Source organism: Bradyrhizobium betae (assembly GCF_008932115.1).
Lineage (GTDB): Bacteria > Pseudomonadota > Alphaproteobacteria > Rhizobiales > Xanthobacteraceae > Bradyrhizobium > Bradyrhizobium betae.
Genome location: NZ_CP044543.1, coordinates 2,553,784 through 2,580,284, shown reverse-complemented (window position 1 = coordinate 2,580,284; position 26,501 = coordinate 2,553,784). Strand labels below are relative to the sequence as shown.

Annotated in this window: 20 protein-coding genes and 1 pseudogene; 15 read left to right on the top strand and 6 right to left on the bottom strand. The window is 65.8% G+C overall.

What is annotated here, in order from left to right; all coding sequences use genetic code 11:
• Together F8237_RS12355 and F8237_RS12350 are read left to right on the top strand one after the other, a co-directional pair.
• Complete coding sequence (locus tag F8237_RS12355) at positions 1 to 1,146, top strand: glycoside hydrolase family 5 protein (protein ID WP_151645004.1); 1,146 nt, start codon at positions 1 to 3, stop codon at positions 1,144 to 1,146.
• Between the two features lie 141 nt (positions 1,147 to 1,287).
• Positions 1,288 to 2,787 (top strand): hypothetical protein, encoded by a 1,500-nt coding sequence (locus tag F8237_RS12350; RefSeq protein WP_244626114.1) that lies wholly within the window; start codon positions 1,288 to 1,290, stop codon positions 2,785 to 2,787.
• Between the two features lie 34 nt (positions 2,788 to 2,821).
• On the opposite strand, the gene F8237_RS12345 is transcribed toward F8237_RS12350, so the two are convergent.
• Both F8237_RS12345 and F8237_RS12340 read right to left on the bottom strand, forming a co-directional pair.
• Positions 2,822 to 3,844, bottom strand: a complete 1,023-nt coding sequence (locus F8237_RS12345) for an LLM class flavin-dependent oxidoreductase (RefSeq protein WP_151645000.1) — start codon at positions 3,842 to 3,844, stop codon at positions 2,822 to 2,824.
• A 30-nt stretch (positions 3,845 to 3,874) separates the two neighbouring features.
• Complete coding sequence (locus F8237_RS12340) at positions 3,875 to 4,804, bottom strand: LysR family transcriptional regulator (RefSeq protein ID WP_151650529.1); 930 nt, start codon at positions 4,802 to 4,804, stop codon at positions 3,875 to 3,877.
• A gap of 103 nt (positions 4,805 to 4,907) precedes the next feature.
• Here F8237_RS12340 and styA point away from each other — a divergent pair, with 103 nt between their 5' ends.
• Positions 4,908 to 6,158 carry a styrene monooxygenase subunit StyA gene (gene styA / locus F8237_RS12335; RefSeq protein ID WP_151644998.1) on the top strand — a complete coding sequence of 417 codons (1,251 nt, stop codon included), beginning with the start codon at positions 4,908 to 4,910 and terminating at the stop codon, positions 6,156 to 6,158.
• 24 nt (positions 6,159 to 6,182) lie between these two features.
• Entirely contained in the window at positions 6,183 to 6,668 is a 486-nt protein-coding gene (gene styB / locus F8237_RS12330; RefSeq protein ID WP_151644996.1) for a styrene monooxygenase NADH-dependent flavin reductase subunit StyB, read from the top strand.
• Between the two features lie 261 nt (positions 6,669 to 6,929).
• Here the strand turns inward: styB and F8237_RS12325 are convergent, their stop codons facing one another.
• The gene (locus F8237_RS12325) at positions 6,930 to 8,951 is read right to left on the bottom strand and encodes a YgiQ family radical SAM protein (RefSeq protein ID WP_151650528.1); all 2,022 of its coding nucleotides are present in this window, start codon (positions 8,949 to 8,951) and stop codon (positions 6,930 to 6,932) included.
• 76 nt (positions 8,952 to 9,027) lie between these two features.
• Positions 9,028 to 9,894, bottom strand: coding sequence for a beta-keto acid cleavage family enzyme (locus tag F8237_RS12320; protein ID WP_151644994.1), 867 nt, complete (start codon positions 9,892 to 9,894; stop codon positions 9,028 to 9,030).
• Between the two features lie 143 nt (positions 9,895 to 10,037).
• Between F8237_RS12320 and F8237_RS12315 the strand changes: the two genes are divergently transcribed.
• Entirely contained in the window at positions 10,038 to 10,337 is a 300-nt protein-coding gene (locus tag F8237_RS12315) for a hypothetical protein (protein ID WP_151644992.1), read from the top strand.
• 48 nt (positions 10,338 to 10,385) lie between these two features.
• On the opposite strand, the gene F8237_RS12310 is transcribed toward F8237_RS12315, so the two are convergent.
• Both F8237_RS12310 and F8237_RS12305 read right to left on the bottom strand, forming a co-directional pair.
• Positions 10,386 to 11,051 carry a GntR family transcriptional regulator gene (locus tag F8237_RS12310; protein WP_151644990.1) on the bottom strand — a complete coding sequence of 222 codons (666 nt, stop codon included), beginning with the start codon at positions 11,049 to 11,051 and terminating at the stop codon, positions 10,386 to 10,388.
• A 6-nt stretch (positions 11,052 to 11,057) separates the two neighbouring features.
• Positions 11,058 to 12,434: an FAD-binding oxidoreductase gene (locus F8237_RS12305; protein ID WP_151650527.1), complete on the bottom strand. Its 1,377-nt coding sequence runs from the start codon at positions 12,432 to 12,434 to the stop codon at positions 11,058 to 11,060.
• 214 nt (positions 12,435 to 12,648) lie between these two features.
• Between F8237_RS12305 and F8237_RS12300 the strand changes: the two genes are divergently transcribed.
• From F8237_RS12300 to F8237_RS12255, 10 genes and pseudogenes are all read left to right on the top strand, one after another.
• Entirely contained in the window at positions 12,649 to 13,533 is an 885-nt protein-coding gene (locus F8237_RS12300) for a dihydrodipicolinate synthase family protein (protein WP_151644988.1), read from the top strand.
• A 289-nt stretch (positions 13,534 to 13,822) separates the two neighbouring features.
• Positions 13,823 to 16,062, top strand: a pseudogene (locus tag F8237_RS12295) (TonB-dependent siderophore receptor).
• An 8-nt stretch (positions 16,063 to 16,070) separates the two neighbouring features.
• Positions 16,071 to 17,093 carry an extracellular solute-binding protein gene (locus F8237_RS12290; protein WP_244626113.1) on the top strand — a complete coding sequence of 341 codons (1,023 nt, stop codon included), beginning with the start codon at positions 16,071 to 16,073 and terminating at the stop codon, positions 17,091 to 17,093.
• Complete coding sequence (locus F8237_RS12285) at positions 17,086 to 18,267, top strand: PepSY-associated TM helix domain-containing protein (RefSeq protein WP_151644984.1); 1,182 nt, start codon at positions 17,086 to 17,088, stop codon at positions 18,265 to 18,267. Before F8237_RS12290 ends, F8237_RS12285 begins: the two co-directional genes overlap by 8 nt.
• A gap of 72 nt (positions 18,268 to 18,339) precedes the next feature.
• Positions 18,340 to 19,572, top strand: coding sequence for a rhodanese-like domain-containing protein (locus F8237_RS12280; RefSeq protein ID WP_151644982.1), 1,233 nt, complete (start codon positions 18,340 to 18,342; stop codon positions 19,570 to 19,572).
• A 291-nt stretch (positions 19,573 to 19,863) separates the two neighbouring features.
• Positions 19,864 to 21,108 (top strand): phosphoglycerate dehydrogenase, encoded by a 1,245-nt coding sequence (gene serA, locus F8237_RS12275; RefSeq protein ID WP_151644980.1) that lies wholly within the window; start codon positions 19,864 to 19,866, stop codon positions 21,106 to 21,108.
• Positions 21,109 to 21,190: 82 nt separating this feature from the next.
• The gene (locus F8237_RS12270) at positions 21,191 to 22,852 is read left to right on the top strand and encodes a tannase/feruloyl esterase family alpha/beta hydrolase (RefSeq protein WP_162006011.1); all 1,662 of its coding nucleotides are present in this window, start codon (positions 21,191 to 21,193) and stop codon (positions 22,850 to 22,852) included.
• Between the two features lie 118 nt (positions 22,853 to 22,970).
• Positions 22,971 to 23,432, top strand: a complete 462-nt coding sequence (locus F8237_RS12265) for a MarR family winged helix-turn-helix transcriptional regulator (protein WP_151644976.1) — start codon at positions 22,971 to 22,973, stop codon at positions 23,430 to 23,432.
• Positions 23,433 to 23,443: 11 nt separating this feature from the next.
• Entirely contained in the window at positions 23,444 to 24,214 is a 771-nt protein-coding gene (locus tag F8237_RS12260) for an enoyl-CoA hydratase (RefSeq protein WP_151644974.1), read from the top strand.
• A gap of 125 nt (positions 24,215 to 24,339) precedes the next feature.
• On the top strand, positions 24,340 to 26,421 hold the full coding sequence (locus F8237_RS12255; RefSeq protein ID WP_151644972.1) for a methyl-accepting chemotaxis protein: 2,082 nt from the start codon (positions 24,340 to 24,342) through the stop codon (positions 26,419 to 26,421).
• The last annotated feature ends 80 nt before the right edge of the window (positions 26,422 to 26,501 follow it).

Sequence of the window (26,501 nt, the reverse complement as noted above, 5' to 3'; positions counted from 1 at the left end):
ATGACGACCTCGCGCGGTCGTCTGCTCCTTGCCGCGATATTGCTTTCGCTATCCATGCCGCCGGCAATGGCGGACACTTGCGTGCCCGTGCCGCAGACCGTTGCGCCGGACAGGCTCGCCGCCTTGTCGCGCGGTTTCAATGCCGACGGCTGGATCAACGGTGAACGATCCGCGCCCCCCGGTCGCGAACTGCTGATGCAGCTTCGCAAGGCGGGCATGAGTCATGTCCGGCTGCCGGTTCCCGCAGAGCGCGTGATGCTCCGCTTTGCCGCAAAGGCCGAACGCGACGAGACGCTGCGCGCGCTCGACACGGCGTTGAAGCAGCTCATGGCGCTCGGCTACTTCGTCTCGGTCGATCTGCATCCCGGCGAGCGCTTCAATCGCCTGCACAAGGACGATCCGGACGCAGCGCTGCGCGAGATGAAGGATGCGTGGAGCGCCCTCGCCGACATCATTCGGGCCTATCCCGCTGGTCGCGTCTTCGCCGAGCTGCTCAATGAGCCCGATGTCGAAGTGGGCAGGTGGCAAGAGGAGGTCGAATCGCTCGCCGCCGTCGTCCGCCAATTGCTCCCCGCGACCACACTCGTTGTCGGGCCGGTCAATTGGCAGCGCGCGGACTCGCTTCCGCAATTTCGCCCGTTGCCGGATCCGAACGTCGTCTACGCCATCCATTTCTACGATCCCATGGTGTTCACCCATCAGGGCCACTGGGATGCGCAGGATCCGCTGCACGACATCGTGGATCTGCCCTATCCGATCAGCGCGAGCGATCCCGCCGTTCAGACACTCCGTCAGGATTTGCAGGCGAGGGGCGCGACCAGGGCGCTCGGCATGCTCGACACCGCGATTGCCGTCGCCCGGGACAAGCCGAGCGTCGATCAATGGCTTGAGCCCGCAGTCGCATGGCAGCGGCAATTTGCGCGGCCGCTCATCGTCAACGAGTTCGGCGTGCTGAAAGCCGGCGCGCCCCGCGACAGCCGCCTGCGATGGCTCGCGTCGGTCACCGCCTATGCCAGGGCGCATTGCTGGGGCTGGACGCATTGGGAGCTGGCGCAGGGATTCGGCCTCGTCGACAGCAGCACCGGCAAGCCCGATCCCGGCGTGATGCGGGCGTTGCTCGGGGCGACCAAGCCGGGCGAGCGATGATCCCGGTTCGCTATCGTTAACGAATCCTTACGCATCCCATAGCTATCGTGGCCCCCGCGCTACGCCAAAGGACGAGTTATGAGTGGCGGGACCTCACCGCGATATCAGACCGCGCAGGCCGGTACGTTCGAGCCATCGCCTTTGCGCGATCTGGTCCCGACGCTTCTGATCGCCGTGGCGACGATCGGCTTCGTTCCGGTCCTGCACGTGGCGAGCCCGGTGCTGTCCCTCACCGTCGAAGTCCTCGTCGCCATCGCCATCGTGCTGGCGGTCCCGACCTACGCGCCGCTGATTGCGATCTTCGTCCTGTTCTTCCAGAACCTGTTCGTCTCGATCCTGTCGCCGCTGGTGTCGATCCCGTCCGATCTGGACTTCATCAAGGGCTATAATTTCCTCGTCTGCTCCGTGATGTGGCTGACGACGTTCGGTCTTTACGTGTTCGGCCAGCGGAATCAGTCGGCCGAAATTGTCAGGCTCATGCGCTGGGGAGTCGTCACCCTCGCCGTGGTGGGGCTGTATTTCGCCATCGGCTTCGTCCAGGACGGGCAACCGGCGTCGGTCTACTTGCGCAACATCGTGCTGCCGCTGTTCCTGTTTCAGCTCTCGCTGCTGACGGCGGCGACGTTCGAGGTCCGCGCCACGCCGTTCCTGGTGACGCTCGCGGTCGTTCTCATCATCTGCGGCTATGTCGAGTTTGCGTTCCGCGATGTCTGGCTGGCCGTCACCAACGGCTACACCTTCTGGGGCTTCGACGAGCTCAAGGCGACCCATTCGGGCGTCTGGGAAGCGCAGATGCGGGCCACCGGCGACGTGCCCGTCGACCTCAAGGATCGCTTCAGCTTCGACTTCCTCAACACGCCGCTGCTGGAAGGCTTCGGCCTGTCGAAGATCCTGCGCATCCACGGGCCGAACATGAGCGCGATCAGCTTCGGCTACGGCATCGCCTTCTTCGGGCTGTTCCTGTTTTCGGTCGGGCGTCCGTTTCTGGCTCTCGCCGCGCTTCCGCTCCTCATTCTCTGCAGCGTGAAGGGCGCGCTGATCACGGTCCTGTTTGTGATCGCGGCCTGGATCTCGACCCGTCTGCTCGGTGCCGTGGTGACGTTGGTGCTCGGCCTGCTGGCCCTGATGGTGTTCGCGGTCGTCGCGATCCGTGTCGGCCTGCAGATCGGCGACTATCACGTCATCGGCCTGATGGGCGGCCTCAACGGCTTCCTTGAAAAGCCGTTCGGCCGCGGACTCGGTATTGGCGGCAATTTGTCGGACAGCTATTTCTCGATCGACTGGAGCGCCGCGCAGGCGGCCGGAACGATCGATGGCGCGGCGGAGAGCGCGATCGGCGTGCTGATCTACCAGATGGGCATCGCCGCCCTCGTGCCGCTCGGCTTCTATTTCGCGATGGCACTCAAGGCCTGGCGCCTTTACGCGTCCTCAGGATTTCTGACGCAGGGCCTCGCCGGCTTCGGTGTCATGGTCGTGCTGCTCAACGGCCTGTTCCAGGAAGAAGCTCTGTTCGCGCCGCCGGCGCTGGGGCTGATGCTCTCGCTGACGGGCCTCGTGATCGGAAGCCAGATCAGGATGCAGACGGTGGTGGTGCGGGATGCGGCGGTCGAGCAGCTGACGCACTACCAGGCCGCGACATAACTTTCGTGTTCGGGGGGCAGGCTCGCCCCGCGCCTCACCGCCACCCCAGCGCCGGTGCGACATGCGTGAGGATCGCCTCGATTGCATGCGCGCAATAGTCGACGCCGAGCTGGTTCGGGATCGTCAGCAGCAGCGTGTCCGCCTCCGCGATCGCCTCGTCCTGACGCAGCTGCGCGATCAGCGCATCCGGCTCGGCCGCATAACTCCGGCCGAAGATCGCGCGCGTCTGCGGATCGATGAAGCCGATCTGGTCTTCGCCGCCGCGCTCGCCGCCGAAATAGGCTCGGTCGCGATCGTTCATCAACGCGAAGATGCTGCGGCTGACCGACACGCGCGGCTCGCGGCTGTGGCCGGCTTCCTTCCAGGCGGCGCGATAGGCGCGGATCTGGGCGGCCTGCTGCACGTGAAAGGCCTCTCCGGTCTCGTCGTTCTTGAGCGTCGAGCTCTGCAAGTTCATGCCGTGCTGTGCTGCCCACACCGCCGTGGCGTTCGAACCGGCGCCCCACCAGATGCGGTCACGCAAGCCCGCGGCATGCGGCTCGAGGCGCAACAGACCCGGCGGGTTGGGAAACATCGGCTGCGGATTCGGCTCGGCAAAACCTTCGCCGCGCAACAGGTCGAGGAACACCTCGGCATGGCGCCGGCCCATGTCGGCGTCGCTCTGGCCCTCGGCCGGGCGATAACCGAAATAGCGCCAGCCGTCGATCACCTGCTCGGGCGAGCCGCGGCTGATGCCGAGCTGCAGCCGGCCGCCGGCGATGAGGTCGGCGCTGCCTGCGTCCTCCACCATGTAGAGCGGGTTCTCGTAGCGCATGTCGATCACGGCCGTGCCGATCTCGATCGTGCTGGTCCTGGCGCCGACGGCCGCGAGCAGCGGGAAGGGCGAGGCGAGCTGGCGGGCGAAATGATGCACGCGGAAATAGGCGCCGTCGGCCCCTAGCTGCTCCGCCGCGACCGCGAGCTCGATCGATTGCAACAACGTGTCCGCCGCCGAGCGGGTCTGCGACTGCGGCGAGGGCGTCCAGTGTCCGAAGGACAGAAATCCGATCTTTTTCATGGACGTTATTTAATGACGGCCGGGATGGCGTCAACCGCCCGCGCTTGCAACGGGGCCCTGCGTCGGGGCCGGCGCAAAATGCCCGGCGCGCTCGACCAGGAGATCAAGGAAGCTACGCGCGCGCAGCGACATCCAGTGCGTCTCCGGATAGACCGCGTGCAAGGGCAGCGCGGCGATGCTGTAGTCCGGCAGCACATGCTCGAGTTCGCCGCTGCGAAGACCGTCCGCGGCATTCCAGTCGGGCAGGATGGCGATGCCGAGATGCTGCATCGTCGCCTCCTGCATCGCATCGGCGTCGTCGACGTGAATGGGGCCGTTGATCGATGCGACGTGACGGCCATGCTCGGATTCAAAAGTCCATTGGTGCGCCGGCGACATCCTGGAATAGACGATGCACTGGTGCGAGCCGAGATCGTCAGGCGTCCGCGGCAGCGGGCGACCGTGCAGATAGGTCGGTGTCGCAACCAGATGGCGCTGCACGGTTCCGAGCCGGCGGGCGACCAGCGTGCTCGCTTCGAGGTTTCCAATCCGCAGTGCCAGCTCGATGCCTTCCTCCACCAGATTGACGAAGCGTTCGCTGAAGCGGATGTCGACCCGCACCTCCGGATAATTCCGAACGTACTCGGCGATGACAGGCATCATGTAGCGCCGCCCGAACGACGACGGCACGCCGATCCGGAGCGTGCCGGTAGGGCGGGGCGCGGCCTTGTCAACACTCGCCCGCGCCATGTCGAAACTGTCGAGGATCTGGCGCGCGAGATCGTAGATCCGGTGCGCCTCGGCCGTCGGCTTCAGCGTGCGCGTCGTGCGCGAAAACAACTGTGTGCCGAATTCGCTCTCCAGCATCGCGATGCGCTTGCTGATGGCGGGCTGGCCGATGCCGAGTTCCTTCGCCGCAGCCGAAAAGCTGCCGCCCTCGAGGGTGCGAACGAAAGCGCGCAGGCAATCGATCCGGTCCATCATTCATTCCGATCTGGAATAAATTATATCCTATCTATTCCGTAGTGCGCAACACGGCAGGCCAGTAGGCTCCCTCAAAACAAGCAATCGCGGGGGAGACCACATGGCACGCAACATCGGAATCGTCGGCGCCGGAATCGCCGGCCTGCATCTCGCGCTCTACCTGCAGAAGCACGGTGTGGACGCGACCGTCATCACGGACCGGCCGCCCGAGGATTACAGGAACATCCGGCTGCTCAACACCGTCGCGCATCACCACGTCACGATCGCGCGCGAGGACTATCTCGGCGTCAATCACTGGACCGATCCGAAGGACCATTACTATTACCACGACCATTTCTTCAACTTTCCGCAGCCGCTGCGCTTTCGCGGCGACTTCTCGAAGGCCAGCCGCGCCGTCGATTACCGGCTGTATCTTCCTGCCCTGATGCAGGACTTCAGCAAGCGTGGCGGCAAGATCGAATACCGCCGCATCGAGGAGCGCGACATCCGCCCGCTGGTCGCGCGCTTCGACCTGCTGGTCGTCTCGACCGGTAAGGGCCCGCTCGGCCAGCTCTTCAGCTACCGTCCCGAGCACACGCCCTATTCGCAGCCGCAGCGGCGCCTGTGCGTCGGGCTCTACACCGGCGTGTGGCAGCCCGATCCCATGAACGTCACGCTCTCGGTCTCGCCCGGCCATGGCGAGATGATCGTAATCCCCACCGTCACTTTCGGCGGCATCGCCAACGCGCTGCTGATGGAAAACGTGCCGGGCGGCGACATGGAGGAATTGGCGACGCTCAGCTACGACGACAACCCGAAGCACTTCCTGAAGGTGCTGCTCGGCAAGCTCGAGAAGCATCACCCCACCACCTACGACCGTATCGACACCGCGCGCTTCGACCTCGCGCAGCCTCAGGATCTCTTGCAGGGCGGTGTGGTCCCGACCGTGCGCAATACGGTGGTCGAATTCGACGACGGCAAATGCGCCATCGCGCTAGGCGACGTCCATGCCATCGTCGACCCAATGATGGGCCAGGGCGCCAATGTCGCTTCCTATGCGGCCTTCGTTCTCGGCGAGGAGATCGTCAACGCCGACGCGTGTGACGCGCGCCTCTGCGAGAAGATCGACCTGAAGCGGCAGGACCGCGTGCTGGCGGCTTCGCGCTGGACCAATGTGATGCTGCAGCCGCCGACGGAGGCACTGGGCATGCTGATCGGCGCGATGAGCCAGAATCCGGCGCTGGCGAACGAGTTCACCGAGAACTTCAACTATCCGGACCGGCAATGGGACCGCATCTCCACGCCGCAGCGCATCCAGGCCTGGATCGAACGCATGTCGGCATCCCCAGAGCCCGTCAGGGCGATCGCGTGAGGACCGATGCGAGCGGAAACTGAGATGCCGCGTGCCAATCCGGCGTCATTTCGCGAGGCCGCGTCGCGCTTTGCGACTGGCGTCGCGGTGCTGACCGCGCTGGACGAGCACGGCCGCGTCTGCGGCATGACCGCGAACAGCTTCGTCACCGTCAGTCTGTCACCACCGACCGTGCTGGTCTCGGTCATGCCCGGCCGCATGCACCGCGCGATCACGACGACCGGACGTTACTGCGTCAACGTCCTGCCCGATCACGGCCGGGATCTGTCACGGCATTTCGCCAGCCAGCCGAATGCAGGCGCCAGTCCCGACTACGATATCGTCGACGGCCTGCCGCGCCTTCAGGGCTGCATCGCCTGGTTCGCCTGCGAGGTCATCCGCCACGTCGACGTCAGCGACCACACGCTGATCATCGCGGAAGTCTCCAGCTGCGACCATCGCGACACCACGCCGCTGGTGTTCTTTTCGAGCCGGTATCATCGCGGGGCGGGGGTGCCGGTGGAGAGGTGAGGAGTGGGCGATCCTCGCATGGTGCTACGCTGGTGTTTGTCCCATACGTCCGACCATGCCATCATGCGCCTGTTTTGCCCGACGCGTCAAGCGATTTACTGTTTTTCAGAAATTTTGCGTGGAGGCTGAGGTCCGGCGCGATGAGGGGCAGCCCGGTCTCACGCCGCTTCAAGCCATTGATCTTGCTATGTCCGGCTACTGTGCATGGGGTTGTTTTCGATATCTTGCCATCGAGGGCATGACGGTACGAGGCCCGCCCCGTTACTTCATCACCCGCAGACCCTTGGTCGTAAACCGCTGCGTCCTGTCGCCGGGCCGCACCGGACGCCGCGTGCCGGCGGCCTTGCCTGTGCCGGGAGGCTGGTGCGCAGGCACGAGTTGGTGGGGCTGCGAGCCGATCAAATCGGCGCGGCCCATCGCCTTCAGAGCCTCGCGCAGCACCGGCCAATTGTCCGGGTCGTGATAGCGCAGGAAGGCCTTGTGCAGCCGTCGCTGGCGCAGGCCCTTGATCGCCTCGACCTTGTCGCTGCCGCCGTGGCGCACGCCGCGCAAGGGATTCACGCCGGTATGATACATCGCCGTCGCGGTCGCCATTGGTGAGGGCAGGAAGGTCTGCACCTGATCCGCGCGATAGCGGTTCTTCTTGAGCCACAGCGCGAGGTTCATCATGTCCTCGTCGGTCGTGCCCGGATGCGCCGCGATGAAATACGGGATCAGGTAATATTTCTTACCGGCCTGTTCGGCAGCGGCATCGAACATCCGCTTGAACTGGTTGTAGGCGCCGATGCCGGGCTTCATCATCTTGTCGAGCGGGCCGCGCTCGGTATGCTCCGGCGCGATCTTGAGGTAGCCGCCGACGTGATGGGTGACGAGCTCCTTGATGTATTCGGGACTCTCGACCGCGAGGTCATAGCGAACGCCGGAGGCGACCATCACCTTCTTGATGCCCTTGGTCTCGCGCACCTTGCGATAGAGCCGGATCAGATCGTCATGCGAAGTGTTGAGGTTCGGGCAGATCTCGGGGAACACGCACGACGGCCGCCGGCACGCGGCCTCGACCTTGGGATCCTTGCACGCCATCCGGTACATATTGGCGGTGGGGCCGCCGATGTCGGAGATGACGCCGGTGAAGCCGGGCGTCTTGTCGCGGATCAGTTCGATCTCGCGCAGAATAGAACCTTCGGAGCGGTTCTGGATGATGCGGCCTTCGTGCTCGGTGATCGAGCAGAAGGTGCAGCCGCCGAAGCAGCCGCGCATGATCGTCACCGAGAACTTGATCATGTCCCAGGCGGGGATCTTGGCCTCGCCGTAGGACGGATGCGGCGCGCGCGCGTAAGGAAGATCGTAGACCGCGTCCATCTCCTCGCTGGTCAGCGGGATCGGCGGCGGATTGAGCCAGAGGTCGCGATCGCCATGACGCTGCACCAGCGGCCGCGCATTGCCGGGATTGCTCTCCCGGTGCAGCACGCGTGAGGCGCGGGCATAGGCTTCCTTGTCCTGCTCGACCTGCTCCAGCGCCGGCAGGCGGATGACGGTCGCGCCCTTCTGGCGCGTTGCGCCTTCGTCGGCGGAGTCGAGATCGTCGGCATGCAGCTCGGTGTAATCCTCGGGCACGCGGCGGAACAGCGCGACGCCCCTGATGTCGTTCAGTTCGCGCGGCGCTTCGCCGGCGGCGAGACGCTGTGCCACCTCGACGACGGCGCGCTCGGCATTGCCGTAGAGCAACAGGTCGGCCTTGGCGTCGGCCAGCACCGAGCGGCGCACCTTGTCGGACCAGTAGTCGTAATGCGCGATCCGGCGCAGCGAGGCCTCGATGCCGCCGAGCACGATCGGCACGTCCTTGAACGCCTCGCGGCAGCGCTGGGCGTAGACGACGGTGCAGCGGTCCGGCCGCTTGCCGCCTTCGCCGCCGGCCGTATAGGCATCGTCGCTGCGGATGCGGCGGTCCGCGGTGTAGCGGTTCACCATCGAATCCATGTTGCCGCCGGTGACGCCGAAGAACACCTTTGGTTTGCCGAGCACCTTGAACGGCTCGGCCGAATGCCAGTCCGGCTGCGAGATGATGCCGACCCGGAATCCCTGCGCCTCCAGCAACCGGCCGATGATCGCCATGCCGAAACTCGGATGGTCGACATAGGCGTCCCCGGTCACCAGCACGATGTCGCAGGCATCCCAGCCGAGCGCGTCCATCTCGGCGCGGCTCATGGGGAGGAACGGCGCCGGCTTGCGCGGCTGTGCCCGGGCCATCAGGGGCTTTGCGGCGGCAATGATCTGGGTGTCCATGCGCACAGCCATAGGACTCCAGGCCCGCGAATACAACCGACGGCCACGTGAAGATTTGCGGTTCCGTGCGGATGCCTTAACCGTTCGCGAGCCCCCGCCGGACCTCGGCCGTCGTGGCCGGCTCGCCGCCCTGCGCGCGGACCATCCGCACCGCGTCCTCGACGAGGCGGAGATTGGTCGCAGTCGCGCCCAGCAGCGCATCCTCCAGCCCGACGCGGATATGGCTGCGGCGGGCGATCGCATCGCCGATCAGCGGCGTGATGTCGACGCCGAGGCCGGAGACCATCCAGGGCGCGCCGGCCGCTTCCTCCTCCATCAGCGTCACCAGCGCGGCAAGGCCGTAAGGCTTTGGCGGAAAGCAGAACGCGAATTGCTGCGAGAACATGAAGCGGTAGATCGGCGTCCTGACGCCGCTCGCGCGCGCCAGCGCCGCGCCGGCTCGGATGAAGCCGGGCTCGTAGATCGCGAAGGCCGGGTGGATGCCGTGCCGTGCGACCACGCCGAGCCCGTGCCTGATATGGGTCTCCGGATTGAGATAGGTCTCGGCCGGCTTTGCCTGCGCCGTAGTCGCAGTCAGCGTGAAATTGACGCTGCCGGGATCGACCACCGCGAATTCGAGCAGGCCGCGTTCGGCCAGGGCTTCGATGTGCGCGAAGCGCGCTGTGGGGTCGGCGACATTGCCGCGCGTATCGAGGCCGGGGATGGACGGGTACACGGGCACGTCGACCCTGGCGCGGATGCCTTCGATGATGCGCGCATAGACCTGCCAGTCGAAGGTTTGCGGTCCGCCGCCGTCATAGGCATGCGTGTGAATGATCGCCGCGCCGGCTTCCGCGCAGGCGATGCCCTCGGCGATGATCGCGTCCACCGTGTCGGGGATGCCGGGTTGCAGCGCGCGGCTCCACGGCCCGTTCAACGCCGCTTCGATCCAGAACTTGTGCATGTCGCGCCTCCCTTGCGGTGCCTGTTTTGACCAACCGTATCACGCCCGCCGCGCGCGGTCAGCGCCGTCAGGTGTGTGATGCCGTCCACATACCAGCGGGCGCTGCCGCGTCATCTTCTCTCCAGTTTCAAAGGGAGAGATCCATGTTTCTGGTCGATGCGCTGCTGATCCTGGCGATGTTGTTTTTGCTGTTCCTGCCGATCTCCGATCGCAGGACGGTGCGGATGCGGCTCTGCATGCTCTGCGCGCTGCTGGCGGTGTTCTCGGTCTCGATCACTCGCACGTCTGTTGCGCCGGTTCTGATGGCGAGCATTTCATCGCCTCCGGGAATGGTGCGCGTGCCGCATATGCACCTCAGCGATCCGTCTTCAGGGCTCTCGCCGCGGCCGACATCGGATATGCGACTGCTCCATGGGCAAGGAAACGGGCAAGGAAGCTTCTGACGGCAGTGATGAAGCCGGCGCGGCATCGACCGAGGCCGCTCGATGCACTCAATCCACCGTCAGCGCCTTGGCGTAGACCACGCCGGAATTGGTGATGTGCGTCGTCATCAGTGCCTCGAAGGCCGCGAACTCGCCCCGCGCGAACAGGTCGAGCAGCTTGCGGTGCTCGTCGAACGACGAGCGGGTGCGCACGTCGATCGGCGAGGTCAGATTGGTGCGGAGTGCCGCGACGCGGCTGGATGCGAGCTGGTAGGATTCGACGAGATAGCGGTTGCCGCAATGCGCGAACAGGCCTTCGTGAAAGGCGGCATCGGCGCGGCCATAGGCAATGTTGTCCCTGGCCTCCACCGCGGGCTCCATCGCCGCGATCGCCTCGCTCAGCGTTGCGATCGCGCCGTTGCGGTCATGGCGGAAGGCGAGCTCGGCGGCCTTGGGCTCGAGCGCGATGCGGAAGGTGCAGAGCGCGTCGATATCCTCCGCGCTCGGCGTGAACACGAAGCTGCCGACCTGCGGCCGGATCACCACGAGGCCCTGCGCCTGCAGCAGGCCCATCGCCTCGCGCACCGGCGTGCGGCTGACGCCGAAGGAATTTGCCACCATCTCCTCCGAGATGGCGGCGCCGAGCGCGAACTCGCCGTCGATGATGGCATGTCGCAGCCGCTGCATCACCCGCTGCGACAGCGATTTCGGCGTATCGAGCTTGAGCGATCGCATGTGATCTCAGAACACCTTGCCGGGATTGAGCAGATGATCGGGATCGAGCGCCGCCTTCAGCGTCCGCATCAGCGCGATCTCGGCGTCGCTGCGGGCGTGACCCAGCCACTTCTTCTTCAGCGTGCCGATGCCGTGCTCGGCGGACACGCTGCCGCCCATCTCGCGCACGAGGCCGTAGATGATCGCGTCCATCGCCTCCTTCGGCTGCTGCTCGACGGAGAGCCCCGTGACCCATGAGACGAGATGCAGATTGCCGTCGCCGATATGGCCGTAATAGACGCTCTCGCAGCCCGCGATGCCCTCGGCGAGCGCGGCCTTGCAGCGCCCGACGAACTCGTCCATCCGCGCCACTGCAAGTCCGATGTCGTAGGAGATGTGCGGCCCCAGCACCTGGCCGAACTCGGCGCAGATGTCACGGACGCGCCAGAAGCCTTGCGTGTGCGCCAGCGATTGCGCCACGGCGGCATCGACCAGCAGCCCCCGCTCCATCAGCTCTTCGAGCCAGCTCTGGAAGCGCGGCGCATCCAGGCTTTCGTCGGTGCCTTGCGCTTCCACCAGCACATAGAGGCTGTCGCCTGCGACGACCGGCGGCTTCACCCCGGCGCGCGTCGTAATCACGTCCCAGTAATCCGGCCACATCACCTCGAAGGCCGACAAGAGCGGGCCGAGCCCGCTACGCGCAGCACTGAGCAGCTCGATCACCGCGGCGTAATCCTTCAGCGCGCACAGCGCAGCCGTGGTCGAGCGCGGCTTCGGGAGCAATTTCAGCACCACGCGGGTGATGATGCCGAGCGTGCCTTCCGAACCGATGAAGAGATGCTTGAGGTCATAGCCCGCGTTGTTCTTCATCAGTTTGTTGAGATTGGTGATGATGGTGCCGTCGGGCAGCGCCACCTCCAGGCCGAGCACAAGTTCGCGCGTCATGCCGTAGCGGATCACGCGGTTGCCGCCGGCGTTGGTGGAGAGATTGCCGCCGATCGCGCAGGAGCCGCGCGAGCCGAGATCGAGCGGGAAGAAGAAGCCGGCCTCGTCGGCGGCCTTCTGGATCGTCTCCAGCGGTGTGCCCGCTTTCACCGTCATCGTCATCGAGGCGCGGTCGATCTCCTCGATGCCGGTCATGCGCTCCAGTGAGATCGCGACCCAGCCCGGCTCGGGCGAGGCACCGCGACAAAGCCCGGTCAATCCGCCCTGCGGCACGAACGGCAGGTGCGCCCGCCGGCAGGTCAGAATCGCGTCCGCGACGCCCTGCGCGTCGATGGGGCGGATCACTGCGAGCGGTGCCTGCGGCAGGCTCGCGCTCCAGTCGTTGCAATTGCGCGCGGGCACGTCGGTGCCGATCAGCACCGCGGCCGCGCCGAGTTTGTCGCGCAATGCGCCGAGCATCTGGTCGGGGCGCTCAATGGGGTCGCCATGTTCATGCAAGACCTCCTTGGAAACTGGCTGCGCCTGATGCGCGGTGTAGCGATGGAAAGGGTTTGCGTCTCTCTTGTATGTAAGGTACAAGATAAAAAGTAAAGTAAAAACAAGGCGCGGACGGGTTTCCCAAGATCATTGCAGATCGGGGGCTCGGTCCGGGGTCGCAGCAAGGGGCGGTACGATGACGGAGGCAATTCGCGGGTTCTGGGTGGCGTCGGCGACACCGCTGGCAACGGATGGCAGCGCGGATTCCGCCAAGCTCGCCGCCCATGCCCGGCAGCTCTTCAGCAAGGGCGTCGACGGCGTCGTCCTGTTCGGCACCACCGGCGAAGGCACCTCGTTCAATGTCGGCGAACGCGTCGCGACCATCGAAGCGATGCTCAAGGCCGGCGTCGCGGCCGAGCGCATCGGCATCGGCGGCGGGTTTCCCGCCATCAGCGACAGCATCGCGCTGACGCGCGCGGTGCTCGGCCTCGGCCTGCGCCATGTGCTGTACCTGCCGCCCTACTTCGATCGCAGCGTGACGCCCGAAGGCATCGAGGATGCCTTCGCCGCGATCTTCGATGGCGTCGCCGACGATCGCTTGCGCGCCTATCTCTACCACATCCCCCAGGTCTCCGGCGTCGCGATCCCGACCAGCGTTGCTGCGAATTTGCGCAAGCGTTACGGCAAGGTGGTTGCGGGCCTGAAAGACTCCAGCGGCGACTTCAAGCAGTTCCAGGCGTTCCGTGCCGCCAGCCCCGAGCTCGCCATCACCGTGGGCAACGAAACCGACATCGCCCGCGCGATTGCCGGCGGTGGTGCCGGCACCATCTGCGGCATGGCCAACATCGCCCCGGAGCTGGTCAAGGCGATGATCGACGGCAAGGATGTCGAAGCGCGCATGCAGGCGGCGGTCGACATCGTGGTGAAGTCGCCATCCTTCCTCCCGACGCTGAAGGCCATTCTCGCCGCGCAGACCAGCGATGCAAGCTGGCTCCGGGTGCGGCCGCCGCTCCGCGCCCTGTCTGACGGTGCCGCGCTCAAGCGAAAGCTCGACGAGCTGATCACGCCCGCCATCGCTTGAGATCGCACGACGCCGCGACACGATGCCGCGAATTCGCGCGTAACGTGTCGCGCGCGGCATCGCGGCAATTCGTGATTGCCGATTGGCGTCGATCTTCGTTTAGAACGATTCAACACTAGAGCGATTCAACGTCGCCTACGGTTCTCTTCATTCGCTGCGATTGCTAGACGCGCAAGCTTCATAGTTGTTGCAGAATTGAAGTGGGGCGAAAGTGCGTGTGAATGCGGATGACCCGATCAGTGGTCATCGTGCCGGCAGAAGCCGTGCAGGTCTTCTCATCGGAGCAGCCGTGCTGCTCGCTGAACTCCCCTCCAATACGACGATCGCGCAGGCGCAGTCCGCATTGCCTCCGGTGACGGTGGACGCTCCGGTGCAACGGCCGAAGCCTGCGCGGGCGTCGGAATCGTCGCAACGCCGCACGCAAGCGGCCGCACGCCAGCGCAACCGGAACGCCGCTGCTCCTGCCGCGCCGACACTGTCGGAGCGCGCAGCCGTGGAAGCCGCCGCGCAACAGGCCGCCAAGCTCGGCTATCGCGCGATGCCGAGTGCGACCACGCTGCGCAATGGCGCCTCGCCGCTCAACACATCGCAGGCCGTCAACGTCGTGCCCGAGCAGGTTCTCAAGGACCAGCTGCCGCGCAACATCGACGACGCGCTGATCAACGTCTCCGGCATCACCCAGACCAACACGCTCGCCGGCAGCCAGGACGCGGTGATCCGCCGCGGCTTCGGCGACAATCGCGACGGCTCGATCATGCGCAACGGCATGCCGCTCGTGCAGGGGCGCAGCTTCAATGCCGCGGTCGAGAGCGTCGAGGTGTTGAAGGGGCCGGCCTCGCTGCTCTACGGCATCATGGACCCCGGCGGCATCGTCAACACCATCAGCAAGCGTCCGGAACTCTACCAGCACGGTTCGGTCACGCTGCTCGGCTCGGCGTTCAGCGCCTCCAAGACGGGTGCCGACGGCCTGCTCGACATCACCGGCCCGATCGGGGACCAGGGTCTTGCCTATCGCTTCATCGGCTACGGCGTCAGTGAGGATTACTGGCGGAATTTCGGCCGCCACCGCGAGATGCTGGTTGCGCCGTCACTGGCCTGGTACGGCCAGGACACCACCGTTCAGCTCAACTACGAGCACCGCGAGTTCATCTATCCGTTCGACCGCGGGACCGCGTTCAATCCGGTGACGAAAACGCCGCTCGCGGTTCCTGCGACGCGTCGGCTCGACGAACCCTTCAACAATGTGTGGGGACGTCCGACCTGATCCAGGCGTCGGTCGAGCACCGCTTCAACCAGGACTGGAAGCTCTACGCCGGATACAGCTACAACACCGAGACTTTCAGCGCCAACCAGCTTCGCATCTCCACCCTCAACTTCACGACGGGCGCAGAGACCCGCAGCAACGACGGCACGCAGGGCTCGCTCAGCAATGTCAGCTACGGAACGTCCTACATGTCCGGTGGCTTCTGGCTCGGCAACATGCGCAACGAGGTGGTGTTCGGCGGCGACGGCCAGTACCGCACCATCTACCGCGACAATCTGATCCGGCAGGCGACGCCTGCCATCAACGTCTACAATCCCGTTTACGGGCTGGTCAGCCCGGGCACGACGGTATCGAATCCGGACAGCGCCCAGACCGACAAGCTCGGCCAATGGTCGATGTTCTTCCAGGACACGCTGCATCTGACCGAACGCTTCGCGCTGGTCGGCGGCGTCCGCTACATGGACTACGACCAGATCGCCGGACGCGGAAAGCCCTTCGTCACCAACACAAATGTCTCCGCGGACAAGGTGCTTCCGCTCGGCGGCGCCATTTTCAAGCTCACCGACCAGATCTCGCTCTATGCGAGTTACACCGAGTCGCTGAAGCCGAATTCGACCATTGCGCCGATCGGCGCCGTGGTCGATTCCAACGTCGCGCCGGAAGAGGGCGTGTCATACGAGACCGGCGTGAAGTTCGATCTGAACAAGCGCATCTCGGGTACGCTGGCACTCTACGATCTCGACAAGAAGAACGTGCAGACGACGAAGACGAACAGCGCGAACGTAGTGGAGATCCACACCGTCGGCCGTGCCCATTCGCGCGGCGTCGAATTGGATGTCACCGGCAGGCTCACCGACAGCTGGGCCTTGATCGGCAGCTATGGCTACACCGATGCGCGGGTGACGGCGTCCGAAGATTCGACGCTGCTTGGCAGGAAGCTGCAGAACGTTGCGATGAACACGGCTTCGCTCTATCTGGTCTATGACTTCGGCACAGCCTTGCCGGGCCAGCTCCGCCTCGGCGGTGGCGCGCGCTACGTCGGCGATCGCCCCGGCGATTCCACCAATGGCTTCTTCCTGCCGTCCTATGTGGTCGCCGATATCTTCGCGACCTATGAGACGAAACACCAGAACACGCCGGTGGTCTACCAGTTCAACGTCAAGAACCTGTTCGACACGGTCTACTATCCCTCCGCCGTCAACAATCTGAACGTCGCGATCGGTGATGCACGCCGCGTGTCGCTGTCGGCAACGGTGAAGTTCTAGCGATGGCGATGCGGCACAAAGCCGTCGCGGTCCTGGTCGCGCTGGCGTTTGTTTGCCTTGCCGCCACGGGTGCGAGCCGCGCCGGGGAAATCACGCTCTATGCGACCCGAGAGGCTGCTCTGGTCGCACCCGTCGTTGCGGCGTTCACGAAAGCCAGCGGCGTCAAGGTCAACGTCGTCTTCGTCGAGGACAGTCTCGTCAAGCGCCTCGTGTCGGAAGGCGAGACATCGCCCGCCGACGTGCTGCTGACGATCGGGCTGGACAAGACCATCCAGCTCTCCACCCGCGGTCTGACGCAAGCCATTGCTTCGCCGCGCCTTGAACAGGCTGTGCCGGCACATCTGCGCGGCGCCGGGGCACGATGGATCACGCTCGCCATCCGTCCCCGCATCGTGCTGGCGCGCAAGAACAGCGCGCTCGCGGCGATCGACTATGAAGACCTCGCGGGTCCGCAATGGCGCGGCAAGCTCTGCATGCGCTCGGCGTTGCATCAGAACAATGTGGCGCTGGTCGCGGCCTATCTCGCCCATCACGGCGAAGCCGCGACGGAGGCCTGGCTGGCGGGCCTGAAGGCCAATCTCGTCCACAAGCCTGCCGGCAAGGACAACGACGTGATCCGCGAGATCGCGCAAGGCACTTGCGAGATCGGCATCGCCAACACCGTCGCATTGGCGCAATTGCGTGACGGACGGGAAGGTGCGGATTGGCGCGTCTGGGCGATGGAGGTCAAGGCGGTGCCGACGACGTTCAAGGGCGGTGGCACACATGTGAACCTGACCAGCGCTGCCATTGCGAAACGCGCGCCACATCCGGAGGCCGCGCGAAGGCTGCTCGAATTCCTGGTGACACCAGCGGCGCAGCGGATCTTTGCCGCCGCCGAGCTGGAATATCCTGTGCTTGCCGAGACGGAGCCCGCGCCGATCGTCGCTGCCATCGGCTCGTTCGCCGCCGATACGCTGCCGATCGACGAGATCTCCGGACAACAGCAAGCCGCCATCGCGCTCATCGGGAAGGTGGGTTTCGATGAGTAGGCCGGGGAACAAGATCAGGGCGTCTCTGTTCCAGGCCCACTCCATCGCGGGCCTCGTCCTCGCGCTGCTGCTCGCCCTGATCGCGCTGACCGGTTCGGTCATGAGCTTCGAGGACGAGATCGTCGAACATCTGAACGCCGGCATCATGCAGGTCGCGCCGCGTCAGGCACCGGCGCTGATGCCGGACGAACTGCTCGCGCGGCTGGAGGCGACGCAGGATGCCGGGAAGGTCGCCGCGGTCACGCTGTCGAGCGATCCGTCCGCGGCCGTGCGTGTCCGCTTCGGTCGCGACGAGCAGGGCGCGCGGCGGACCTCGCTCTATGTCGATCCCTACGATGCCCGCGTGCTGGGCTCACCGCGCGGCGAGGAATTCTTCGCGACCGTCCGCCGGCTGCATCGCTGGCTGCTCATTCCCGGCGATGCCAAGGGCTGGGGGCGCCAGATCACTGGCATCGCGGCGCTTGGCCTGATCGTCATGCTTATTTCGGGCCTCGTGCTGCGCTGGCCGCGCCGCGCTGGCAATGTGAAGATGTGGCTGAAACCCAATCTCGGGCTCAGCGGCCGTAGTCTGCACCGGTCGCTGCACGCGGTGATCGGCACCTGGGTCCTCCCGATCTATCTCGTGATGACGCTCACGGGGCTGTGGTACTCGTTCGACTGGTACAAGGACGGTGTCGTCTGGCTGCTGTCGCGCCCACATGTCGCCGCCGCGAAGATGCAGCCGAAACAGCCGCGCGCACCCGGTCGTCCCGAGCCGGCCCAGCCTGTGGGATTCGATCGCGCGTGGGCCACGTTCCGGCAAGAGGAGGGCGGGCACTTCTCCAGGGCCCTGCTGACGCTGCCCGCGGGCCCGGGCACGGTGATCCGGATCCGGTCATGGGGGAAGGACTCCACGCTCGACACCACGCGCGACGAATTCCGCATCGACGCGATCACCGGTCAGTTGGTCTCGGCGGAGCGCTATGCCGACAAGACCTTCGGCGAGAAGATGATCGCCAACGTGCTCGACATCCATCGCGGCGCAATCCTGGGCTGGCCCGGCAAGCTCGTGTTCATGATCGCCGCGGCCTTGATGCCGCTGTTCTCGGTCACCGGACTTCTGCTCTATCTGTCGCGCCGCAAGCTGCGGCGCCCGTCCCAGCTGCGGCTCGGGCGGCTCGTCCCGGGCGAGTGACGGCAACAGAGGCTAGCCAACGCACGTCTAATCGTTCAAAAGCCATGGCTTGTTCTCGTCAAGGTTCGCGCCATGAAGCTTCCGACCGTCACCCCCGCCGACATCCGCCGGGCATTGCTCTTGCGCGAGGAGATCGCGCTGCTCGATCTCAGGCATGAGGCGGGCTTTGCCACCGGCCATCCGCTGTTTGCCGCCAACATGGCCGCGGACCGGATCGCCATCGAAGCCGAGGTTCGGCTGCCGCGCAAGGACGTGGCGATCGTACTCTATGATGACGGCGAGGGCCTCGTTGCCACGGGGGCTGAACGCCTCGCCACGCTCGGCTACACCAACATCAGTGCGCTCGATGGCGGACTGAAGGCCTGGCGCGATGCGGGCTATCAGGTGTTCGAGGACGTCAATTCCTATTCCAAGGCGTACGGCGAACTGGTCGAATCGCGCAGGCATACGCCCTCGTTCAGCGCCGACGAGGTGGCAAAGCTGATCGCGGACAAGGCCAACATCGCCATCCTCGACGTCCGCCGCTTCGACGAATATGCGACCATGAACATTCCGGGCTCGGTCAGCGTGCCCGGCGCGGAACTGGTGTTGCGGGCGGGGCAGGCCGCGCCAGACCCTGAAACCACCATCATCGTCAATTGTGCCGGCCGCACCCGCTCGATCATCGGCACCCAGTCGCTGATCAATGCCGGCGTGCCCAACAAGGTGCGGGCGCTGCGCAACGGGACCATCGGCTGGACGCTGGCGCGGCATGGTCTCAACCACGGTGCTGACCGGCGCGGCGCGATCGGATCGTTCGAGGGTGGCCCGGCCAATGCCCGCGACGTCGCCTATCGCGCCGGCGTCCGCCATATCGGTGCGTGCGAGATGGCGGCGCTTGCCGCGCAGGCGGGCCGTACGTTGTATCGCTTCGACGTGCGCGATGCGGAAGAATATGCGGCCGGCCATCTCCCCGGCTTCAGCCATTATCCGGGCGGCCAGCTCGTCCAGGAAACCGATATGGCCGCGCCCGTGCGCGGCGCGCGCATCGTCCTGACCGACGACAAGGGCGTCCGCGCCGACATGACGGCGTCCTGGCTCGCGCAGATGGGCTGGGAGGTCTATGTGCTCGAAGGCGGCTATGACGGCGCGCTCGAGATCGGCCCGCCGCGCGTGCTGCCGAAGCCCGACCCGGCGCACCGTTACCGCCGCCCCTATGAAGGCACCGACGTGGCCGAGCGTGCCATGCAGGCCTATCTCGACTGGGAATACGGCCTGGTCGAGCAGCTCCGGCTCGACGGCACGCATGGGTTTTACGTGATTTGACGCGAGCGGTCCGCGTGCTCCGCGCCAATACTCCATCACCGTCACCCTGAGGTGGCCGCTTCTTCAGCGGCCCTCGAAGGGCGACGGCCCGGCTGCATCCGGGCCGTTCATCCTTCGAGGCTCCCGATGGGGCGCTCCGCGCCCCATCGCTCGCGCCTCAGGATGACGGGGCTGGTGGGATGCCAAACACATCTACCCCGCGCCATTTTCTCCCCATATCCCAACCCTATTGTGCTGCGTCTCGTCCGCGGTCTATGAGCTGCGGGCAAAGCCGCTACCTACGGAGATTCCATGTCAGCCCCAGGCCAAAACCCGGAGCGGAGCGCGAAGGCGCTGCTGCTCGAAGGCGTCAACGACAGCGCCGTGGACCTGTTCCGGAGCGCGGGTTTCACCAATGTCGAGCGGCTGACCAAGGCGCTGGACGGCGAGGATCTGCGGCGGGCGCTCAAGGGCGTGTCGCTGCTCGGCATCCGCTCGCGCACCCAGATCACCGATGACGTGCTCGCCGCGGCCGACCAGCTTCTCGCGGTCGGTTGCTTCAGCGTCGGCACCAACCAGGTCGATCTGCTGGCGGCGCGCAAGCGCGGCATTCCCGTGTTCAACGCGCCGTTCTCCAACACGCGCAGCGTCGCCGAGCTCGTGATCGGCGAGATCGTGATGTTGCTGCGGCGCATCTTCCCGCGCTCGGTGTCGGCCCATGACGGCGGCTGGGACAAGTCGGCGACCGGCAGCCGCGAGGTCCGCGGCCGCACCCTCGGCATCATCGGCTACGGCAATATCGGCTCGCAGCTCTCGACGCTCGCCGAGGCCATCGGCATGCGCGTCATCTATTTCGACCGCACCGACAAGCTCCGCCACGGCAACACCGAGCCGGTCGAAAAGCTGGAGGAGCTGCTGGCGCAGAGCGACGTCGTCAGCCTGCACGTGCCGGAGACGCCGGAGACCGCAGGCATGATCGGTGAAAAAGAGCTGCGGGCGATGAAGCCGGGCTCTTTCCTGATCAACAACAGCCGCGGTACCGTGGTCGATCTCGACGCGCTCGCGGGCGTCTTGCGCGACGGCCATCTCGCAGGCGCCGCCGTCGACGTGTTTCCGGTCGAGCCGTCCTCGAATTCCGATCGCTTCAAGAGTCCGTTGCAGGGCCTCGGCAACGTCATTCTCACCCCGCATATCGGCGGCTCGACCGAGGAGGCGCAGGAGCGCATCGGCGGCGAGGTGGCGCGCAAGCTGGTCGACTATTTCATCACTGGCTCGACCATGGGGGCGGTGAATTTCCCGGAAGTGCAACTGCATCTGCGTCCCGCGGGCGTGCGCTTCAGCCATGTCCATCGCAACGTGCCGGGCATGCTGCGGCGGCTGAACGAGGTCTTCCTCCAGCGCGACATCAACATCGTCGCGCAATATCTGGAGACCTCCGGCGACCTCGGCTACGTCGTGCTCGACGCCGACCTGGCGGGGCAGGATTCGGCGACGCTGCTCCAGCAGATCCGCGCCCTCGATGGCACCATCGGTGCGCGGCTCGTGTTCGAGCACTAGCTTTGTTGACGGCCGGCGGAAGGTCGCATTGAATGCGGCCTCCTGACGGACTGAACGAAAACACAACAACCGGGTGGAAACGATGACGCTGACAAGAGCGAAGCTGTGCGCATGGCTCGTGGGCACGGCAGCCGCAATGGGCGCGAACAGCGCGTTCGCGGTGACGCTGGCCGAGGATGCGGATACGGTCTGCAAGGGTCTGGTCGGCGGCGCGGATGCCGTGAAGATCGACGCCGCGACGTTGCTGGCACCATCGCCTCTCGCAATTGCCGAGCGTGGACCGACGCCGTCAGGGCGCGTCACACCCGCCAATCCCGCGTTCTGCAAGCTGCTCGGCCATATCGACCCTACCGATCCAAAGGCGCCGCCGATCAAGTTCCAGGTCAATCTCCCGGTCGAGTGGAACGGCCGTTCGCTGCAATATGGCGGCGGCGGCTTCAACGGCGTGCTGATCACGGGCCTCGGGCTGCCGCCGGCCTATCCCTTCGACAAGCCGTCGCCGCTGGCGCGCGGTTTCGTCACCTACGGCACCGATTCCGGCCACGAGACCAAGCAAGGCGAGCCGCCGCAGGTGTTCGCGCTGAACGACGAAGCGTTCGAGAACTTTGCCCATCGCGCCTACAAGAAGGTGCGCGATGCCGCCGTCGTGCTGATGGAACGCGCCTACGGCAAGAAGCCGGAGAAGCTGTACTTCATGGGCTCGTCCGAAGGCGGCCGCGAAGGCCTCACCATGGCGCAGCGCTATCCTGACGATTTCGATGGCATCTTTGCGCGCGTGCCTGTGATCAACTGGGTTGGCCTGCAACATGCCGGCACCCGCTCGGGGCTTGCGACCATGGGCGAGGGCTGGATCAATCCGGCACAGGTCAAGCTCGTCGGCGATGCCGTGCGGGCCGCTTGCGACAAGGCCGACGGCTCCGACGATGCGCTGGTGCAGGATCCCGTGGCCTGCAAGGCGGCGTTCAAGGTCGAGACCCTGCGCTGCGAGTCCGGCAAGACAGGCGATCAGTGTCTCACCGACCCACAGATCAAGGCTGTGAATATGCTGCATGCGACCTATAAATTCCCGTTCGCGCTCGCCAATGGTCTCGACGATTATCCGGGCTGGGGCGTGTCAGGCGAAGATACGCCGGCGGTCGGCCCGACCGGCGGTTGGGTCGCGTGGTGGCTCGGCACGGCGCCGCCCGCGCAGCCGCCTGCGCCCAATAACGGCATCGCCTGGATCTATGGCGCCGGCGGCATTCAATATGTGTTCGCGCGCGATCCCAAGCTCGACGTCACCACCTACAAGCCCGAGGATCACAAGGCGCGGCTGCTCGAAGTCTCCACCCTGATGGACTCGACCGATCCGGATCTCAGCCGCTTCCGCGCCCGCGGCGGCCGTCTCATCATGCTCGAGCACATGGCCGATTATGCGCAGAGCCCCTGTGCCGGCATCCGCTATTTTGAGAGCGTCGAGCGCAGGCTCGGCAAGGCCGAGACCGCCGAATTCGCACGGCTCTACACCGCGCCCGGCGTCGACCATGTCGGCTCCGGCGCGCCGGCCAATGTCGACATGCTGAGCGCGCTGGTGGACTGGGTCGAGAAAGGCAAGGCGCCCGGCGACCTCGAAGTCAGCGAGCAGAAGGTCGAGGCGCCATCATTCGCGGTGTTGCGCGCGATGCCGCTGTGCCGCTGGCCGTCCTGGCCGCATTACAAGTCGGGACCGGTGGCGGAGGCGTCGAGCTTTACTTGCGCGCCCTGAGACATCGACTGTCACCATAGCGTCATGGCCGGGCTCGTCCCGGCCATCCGCGCCTTGTTACGCCGCACCGAGAACGTGCCCGTTTGACAACCTCTCCCGCTCCGGCTAAATACTTCGCATGCGAAGTAAAGAAGCCGCAGCGAGGCATCACCGGCTGATCTATCTGCTGAATGTCGCGCAACGCCGGTTGCAGCGCTGGATGGCGGCGCAGCCTTCGAGCGAGGTGACGCCGGCGCAGGCGGGGCTGCTGTTCATTCTCGGCAGGCAGGACGGCGTGCTGATGGGCGAGGCGGGCGCGGCGCTGGACATGGGGCCGGCCGGGATTTCCGGTCTCGTCGATCGCAGTGTTGCGGCAAGGCTGGTCGAGCGGCGGGCCGATCGCGAGGACGGCCGCGCCTGGCGGGTGTGGCTGACGCCGAAGGGGCGAACCGCGCTGGCGCAGGCGAAGACCGATGCGGCCGGGATCAATGCGGCATTGACGGAAGGATTTTCCAGCGCGGAGATCGACATCGTCGCGCGCTGGCTGACGAGCATTCAGGACAAATTTCCAAGAGACCCTTCGCGAGATTCAAAGGAATGAGGAGCCAACAAATGACTGACCTGGTCCGGATCGAGAACAACGGCGGAATTCTCACGCTCACGCTGGCGCGCCCCGACAAGAAGAACGCGCTGACGGATGCGATGTACGGCAAGCTCGCCGACACCATCGAATCCGCCGAGTTCGATCCCTCGGCCCGCGTGATCCTGATCCGCGGCGAAGGCGACATGTTCACCGCCGGCAACGACGTCGGCGAGTTCGCGGCCGTGGCGGCCGGCAAGTCCGAGGGCAGCCGCAACGTCATACGCTTCATCCAGTCGCTGGCGCGCTGTACGCGACCGTTGGTCGCGGCCGTGCAGGGCCGCGCCGTCGGCGTCGGCACCACGATGCTGCTGCATTGCGACCTCGTGGTGCTCGCCGACAATGCGCAATTGTCGACGCCCTTTGTCAGCCTGGCGCTGGTGCCGGAGGCCGCCTCGAGCTTGCTGATGCCGGCGCGCATCGGCTACGCCCGCGCCTACGAAATGTTTGCGCTCGGCGAGACCGTGCCGGCGAAGGCCGCGCTGGACTGGGGCCTCGCCAACCGGGTGGTCCCGCTCGACAAGCTCGATGCCGAGGCCCTCGCGCTCGCCCACCGGCTTGCCCGCCAGCCGGCCGGCGCGCTCACCGCCACCAAGAAGCTGATGCGCAATGGCGAAGTTTTGCTCGCGCAGATGCAGGCGGAAGGCCAGCAGTTCGCACAGCGGCTGCGCACCGCCGAGGCGCGCGAGGCGTTCACCGCGTTCGCCGAGCGCCGCCCGCCGGATTTCACCAAGGTTGCGTAAGGTTCTGCTGGCCGTCGCCCGAAAGCGTGCAGGCGCAACCGCCTCAATTCAACTAAAACCTTAACGGAACATTGGCATGTCGCGGTGCAAGGTGGCCTCTCTTGCAGAGTAGGCCCCTCGACCCCATGGCAATTTTTAAGAAATCGGTAAGTTCGCTTCTCCTGACCTTGATGGCCCTGCTGGCGGCCGGTGCGCTGGCCGCGACGGCGATCCAGATGGTAGGGGCCTTCGGCCGCTACAGCGAGAGTCTCGAGACCGAGCGGCTTGCTGCCGCCGACAAGGCGATTTTCCAGGGCGTGCTGTCCTTGCGCAACAATCGCGGCGACGCCCAGAGCGCGATCCTCGGCGAAGACGAGCCGCGTGCGAAGCTTGAGGCCGCCGAGAAGGCCGAGCAGGCCGGTTATGACGCCATTGGCGCGGCGCTCTCAACCATCGAATTCGCCCGCCGCGACGAGCTCGCCGGCACGTTGAAGCAGCGTTGGAACGACGCCGCGCCGCAGTTCCAATTATTCTACGACGAAGCCAAGCGCCCGCGCGCCGAGCGAAAGATCGAGCGGACCAACCCCTGGTACGATGCCGTCACCAAGGTGATCGACACGGCCAACCTCGCCTCCACCGCGGTGTCGAACCGCGCCTGGATGAACGATCCCTTCATCGCCCGCATGATCCAGGTCCGCCGCCTCGCCTGGCAGGTGCGTGACCGCTATGGCGTGCACTGCTCGATGCTTCGCTCGAACGTGAACGGCAGCAAGCCGCTGGACGACACTCAGAAGCGCCAGCTGGCGCAATGGGACGGAACCATTGCCTCAGGCTGGGCCGGCATGGCCGAGGTGATGGCTGCGCCCGATGTGGCCGCTGAACTGGTAAATGCGGCCAAAGACGCTCAGGCCAAGACCGACGGCGTGCTGAAGCAGATCGGCGAGCTCACGAAGAACTTCGACGGTAGCGGCAAGCCCGCGATGCCCGCCTCGGAGTGGAATACGCTCTGCCAGTCGCCGTTCCCGCTCATTGTCGGCGTCGCGACCAAGGCGCTGGACCAGTCCATCGCGCGTGCCGAGACAGTTCAGGCCAAGGCGCTCACCAATCTCGTCCTGCAGTCGCTCGCATTCCTGGTCGCGCTCGCCGTGACGCTGGCCGGTGTGTATGTGGTCCGCAATCGCCTGATGCGTCCGGTGCGCGCCATCCTCGATGCGATCGCGCGGATCGGCGCGCGCGACTATGCGACGCCGGTTCCGCAATCCGCATATCCCGACGAGTTCGGCACCATGGCGGCCGCACTCGAAAGCCTGCGCGAGAGCGCAGCGACCGCGGAGCGTCTGGGCCAGGAGCGCGAATCGCAGCAGGCGCTGCAGCTAGCACGCTCCGGTACCGTGGATGCCGCATGCCGCAGCTTCGACGACACCGTGCAGGCCGTCATTCACAGCGTCGCGGCATCGGCCCGGGAGCTCGATGGGACGGCCACGGGCGTGCGCTCGCTGGTTGCGGAATCCAGCAGTCAGACCGCGGCTGTCTCCTCTGCCGCCGAGCAGGCCACCAACAATCTCGAAACCATCGCGGCTGCCACCGAGGAGCTCTCCGCGTCCGTCGGCGAGATCTCCGCACAGGTGCAGTCCAGCGCCCGCGAGGCGCGCGAAGCGGTAGCGCAGGTCGAGCAAACCAACGCGACCGTCGAAGTCCTCGATCAGACCGCGAGCCGCATCGGCGAGGTCGTGAAGATGATCCACGCCATCGCCGGCCAGACCAATCTGCTGGCGCTCAACGCGACCATCGAGGCCGCGCGCGCCGGAGAGGCGGGCCGCGGCTTCGCCGTGGTCGCGGGCGAGGTCAAGAGCCTGGCGGCGCAGACCGCGAACGCTACGGAAGAGATTTCGCGGCAGGTCGAGGAGATCCAGGGGGCGACGGGGCAGGCCGTTGCCGCGATCCGTTCCATCGGCGGCGCCATCAGCGGCATCGACGAGAAGATGACCGCGATTGCGGCGGCCGTGGAGGAGCAGCGCGCCGCGACCACCGAGATCTCGCGCAATTTCCAGCAGGCGGCGCAAGGCACCCGCGAGGTCACCGATACCATCGGCGGCGTCGCCAAGCTCAACCAGGAGACCGGCAACGCCGGCACGGTTCTTTCCGACTCCGTGAAGAAGATGTCGGCCGACGCCGATCGTCTCCGTACCGCGGTCGAGGGCTTCCTTGGCGCGGTGAAGTCAGCCTGACGCTCTGTCCCCTGTTCCCACGGCGCGCGGGCCGGCATTGCCGCCGATCCGCGCGCCGGGTAAATCTGTGATGTCGCGCC

Coding starts and splice junctions, on each gene's coding strand:
- F8237_RS12270 (WP_162006011.1), top strand. CDS start 21,191: ATGACGCTGACAAGAGCGAAGCTGTGCGCATGGCTCGTGGGCACGGCA.
- F8237_RS12325 (WP_151650528.1), bottom strand. CDS start 8,951: ATGGACACCCAGATCATTGCCGCCGCAAAGCCCCTGATGGCCCGGGCA.
- F8237_RS12320 (WP_151644994.1), bottom strand. CDS start 9,894: ATGCACAAGTTCTGGATCGAAGCGGCGTTGAACGGGCCGTGGAGCCGC.
- F8237_RS12290 (WP_244626113.1), top strand. CDS start 16,071: ATGCGGCACAAAGCCGTCGCGGTCCTGGTCGCGCTGGCGTTTGTTTGC.
- F8237_RS12255 (WP_151644972.1), top strand. CDS start 24,340: ATGGCAATTTTTAAGAAATCGGTAAGTTCGCTTCTCCTGACCTTGATG.
- F8237_RS12265 (WP_151644976.1), top strand. CDS start 22,971: ATGCGAAGTAAAGAAGCCGCAGCGAGGCATCACCGGCTGATCTATCTG.
- F8237_RS12355 (WP_151645004.1), top strand. CDS start 1: ATGACGACCTCGCGCGGTCGTCTGCTCCTTGCCGCGATATTGCTTTCG.
- F8237_RS12285 (WP_151644984.1), top strand. CDS start 17,086: ATGAGTAGGCCGGGGAACAAGATCAGGGCGTCTCTGTTCCAGGCCCAC.
- F8237_RS12345 (WP_151645000.1), bottom strand. CDS start 3,844: ATGAAAAAGATCGGATTTCTGTCCTTCGGACACTGGACGCCCTCGCCG.
- styB (WP_151644996.1), top strand. CDS start 6,183: ATGCCGCGTGCCAATCCGGCGTCATTTCGCGAGGCCGCGTCGCGCTTT.
- F8237_RS12280 (WP_151644982.1), top strand. CDS start 18,340: ATGAAGCTTCCGACCGTCACCCCCGCCGACATCCGCCGGGCATTGCTC.
- styA (WP_151644998.1), top strand. CDS start 4,908: ATGGCACGCAACATCGGAATCGTCGGCGCCGGAATCGCCGGCCTGCAT.
- F8237_RS12300 (WP_151644988.1), top strand. CDS start 12,649: ATGACGGAGGCAATTCGCGGGTTCTGGGTGGCGTCGGCGACACCGCTG.
- F8237_RS12310 (WP_151644990.1), bottom strand. CDS start 11,051: ATGCGATCGCTCAAGCTCGATACGCCGAAATCGCTGTCGCAGCGGGTG.
- serA (WP_151644980.1), top strand. CDS start 19,864: ATGTCAGCCCCAGGCCAAAACCCGGAGCGGAGCGCGAAGGCGCTGCTG.
- F8237_RS12340 (WP_151650529.1), bottom strand. CDS start 4,804: ATGGACCGGATCGATTGCCTGCGCGCTTTCGTTCGCACCCTCGAGGGC.
- F8237_RS12315 (WP_151644992.1), top strand. CDS start 10,038: ATGTTTCTGGTCGATGCGCTGCTGATCCTGGCGATGTTGTTTTTGCTG.
- F8237_RS12260 (WP_151644974.1), top strand. CDS start 23,444: ATGACTGACCTGGTCCGGATCGAGAACAACGGCGGAATTCTCACGCTC.
- F8237_RS12305 (WP_151650527.1), bottom strand. CDS start 12,434: ATGCTCGGCGCATTGCGCGACAAACTCGGCGCGGCCGCGGTGCTGATC.